We start from the raw sequence: 2585 nt of genomic DNA on the forward strand, positions 1-2585 counted from the left end.
GGCGGCGAGGCGCGTGGCATCGCCGATCTGATCCCAGCCATTGGCGAAACCACCTTTCGCCGCTTTGGCTTTGTGCAAAGCGCGCTGGTCAGCCGCTGGGCAGAGATCGCCGGACCACGCTATGCAGCCATGGCCAGCCCCGAATCAATCGCCTTCCCGCGCGGTAAAAAGGCCGATGGCACGCTGCACCTTGTGGTCAGCAGCGCCACCGCGATCTTCATGCAACATGCCGAGCCCGAGATCATTGAGCGGGTGAACCGCTTTTTTGGCTATGGCGCGATTGCGCGGGTCAAATACCGCCATGGCGCGCTCACCCGTCCGCTGAGGCCCGAGCCGCGCCCCGCTGCTCCGCCGTCGCTCAAGCCGCTTGCGCTGGATCATCGGGATGGCCTGCGCGCGATTGCTGATCCAGAACTGCAGACCGTGCTTGAATCGCTCGCGCGCAGCATTGCCGCCAGTGAGGCGCGTGAGGCACTGGCGGATAGCGCGGCACCGTCCCGTGCAGCCCCGGTTCAGCTCAAAAGCGACAATCTAAAACCAGTGCGCCTGCGTGCGCCTGACCGCAATGATAAGGATATCATATGATCGCGCCGCTGCGCCGCCTGTTTGCATTCACTGCGTTTGCCATCACCGGCCTTGCGCTGGCATCGCCTGCCAGCCAGTCCATCGCCCAGAGTGCGCCCGACTGGACGAGCCGGGTCAGCCAGTCACAGGTTGGCGGCCATATCGCGGGTAACCCGGCGGCGGCGCGCAAGCTGGTCGAATATTTGAGCTATACCTGCCCGCACTGTGCCGCGTTTGAAGTGGAATCGCATGATGGCTTGCGTCGCGGGTATCTTGCCGACGGCAAGATGAGCTTTGAGTTGCGCAATTATGTGAGCAATCCGGTGGATCTGACGGTGGCGCTGCTGGCGCGCTGCGGTGAGCCGACCGAATTCTTCCGGCGGCACAAGGGTCTGCTCTTCAGCCAGCGGGCGTGGATGGCCAAGGCCAATGCGTCGAGCCGCGAGAGCAGGTTAGCCTGGTATGAGGGCGATATCGACGCGCGGATCAAGCGCATCGCATCGGACCTTGGCCTGTATGACGAACTGCGCCGCCATGCCCCACAGACAACCAACGCACAGATCGACATCTGCCTAGCCAACAAGGCGGAACAGGCCAAGCTGACCGCGATGACCAAATTTGCCACCGACCAGGTGAAGATTGAAGGCACGCCGAGCTTCACGCTGAACGGCAAGCTGCTTGCAGGGGCGTATGACTGGAAAACTCTGGAACCGCTGCTGGCAAGCCGCTAATGCTTGCGGTCATCAACTGATAAGGACCAGATATCCATGAAGCATTATGCCAGCCTGATTGCCCTGCCCGTGTTGCTCGCGCTTGGCGCCTGCGGCGGCGATGCTGACAGCGAGGGCGCTGCGGCCACATCGGGCGAGCCAATTGCCGAGATCGCTGCGCCTGCAGGGCAAAACTGGGCTGAAACTGTCACCAAGACGGGTGACGGCTATTATGTACTGGGCAACCCGCAAGCGCCGATCAAGCTGGTCGAATATGCCTCGCTGACTTGCCCGGCCTGCGCCAACTTTGCCGAAACCGCCTTTGCGACGATCCGCGACAAATATGTCGCCAGCGGCCGGGTAAGCTTCGAGATGCGCAATTTCGTGCGCGAACCGATGGACCTCACCGCGTCGCTGCTCACACGTTGCGGCTCTGAAGCCACCTATTTCGCGCTGACCGAAGAAGTCATGGCCAATCAGGAGGCGATGTTCACCAAGGCGCAGGCGATGGGTGAAGAGCGCTATGGCCAGGTGCTGGCGATGCCTGACGGCCAGCGCTATGTTGCGCTGGCGGAGGCGGTGGGCCTGACCGATTTCTTCGCGCAGCGCGGCGTCTCGCGCGATCAGGCGAACCAGTGCCTGTCGGACGTTGGGGCGGCGCGCGCGCTGGCAGACAACACCGGCAAGGCAAGCCGCGATGAGGGCATCCAGGGCACGCCGACCTTTTTCATCAACGGCCGTCAGATCGATTATTCCGGCTGGCCCGCGCTCGAAGCCGAGCTGCAGAAAATGGGAGCGCGATAGGCGCGAATGGATGACGGGGGGCCGAGCGAGAGCGGGCTGATCGAGGCGTTTGCAGGTGACCGGGGTGTGGCGCTTCCGCCCACCATCAGCACCCCGATGCGCTTCAAGCGGCTCAAGCTTACCGGCTTCAAGAGCTTCGTCGAGCCGGCCGAACTGCGCATCGAGGCCGGGCTGACCGGCATCGTCGGCCCCAATGGCTGCGGCAAATCGAACCTGCTTGAGGCGATCCGCTGGGTGATGGGCGAAAGCTCGCCCAAATCGATGCGCAGCGGCGGCATGGAAGACGTGATCTTCGCCGGGACCGCCACCCGGCCACAGCGCAATTTTGCTGAAGTGTCGCTGCTCACCGAGGTCAGCCGCGCGGTGCTGGCGGCGGTGCTTCCCGATGACGGCGAGCTTGAGGTCGTGCGGCGGATCGAGCGCGGCGCGGGCAGCGCCTATCGCGCCAATGGCCGCGATGTGCGTGCCAAGGATATCGCGCTGCTGTTTGCCGATGCCGCCACCGGC

Annotated in this window: 4 protein-coding genes; all 4 read left to right on the forward strand. The window is 63.6% G+C overall.

Annotation, left to right across the window (positions count from 1 at the left end):
* Positions 1 to 585: DUF721 domain-containing protein (locus ACEW8G_RS13780; RefSeq protein ID WP_373488979.1), on the forward strand; the 585-nt coding region annotated here is incomplete at its 5' end.
* Positions 582 to 1295 carry a DsbA family protein gene (locus ACEW8G_RS13785; protein ID WP_373488980.1) on the forward strand — a complete coding sequence of 238 codons (714 nt, stop codon included), beginning with the start codon at positions 582 to 584 and terminating at the stop codon, positions 1293 to 1295. The genes ACEW8G_RS13780 and ACEW8G_RS13785, both read left to right, overlap by 4 nt.
* A 36-nt stretch (positions 1296 to 1331) precedes the next feature.
* A complete protein-coding gene (locus tag ACEW8G_RS13790; RefSeq protein ID WP_373488981.1) occupies positions 1332 to 2078 on the forward strand; it encodes a thioredoxin domain-containing protein in 747 nt (248 codons plus the stop codon).
* Positions 2079 to 2174: 96 nt separating this feature from the next.
* Positions 2175 to 2585: AAA family ATPase (locus ACEW8G_RS13795; RefSeq protein ID WP_373488982.1), on the forward strand; the 411-nt coding region annotated here is incomplete at its 3' end.

The organism is Blastomonas sp., assembly GCF_041747255.1.
GTDB lineage: Bacteria > Pseudomonadota > Alphaproteobacteria > Sphingomonadales > Sphingomonadaceae > Blastomonas.

What these genes read in the sequence shown, in the direction of transcription:
- ACEW8G_RS13790 (WP_373488981.1), top strand. Translation starts at nt 1,332, where the DNA reads ATGAAGCATTATGCCAGCCTGATTGCCCTGCCCGTGTTGCTCGCGCTT.
- ACEW8G_RS13785 (WP_373488980.1), top strand. Translation starts at nt 582, where the DNA reads ATGATCGCGCCGCTGCGCCGCCTGTTTGCATTCACTGCGTTTGCCATC.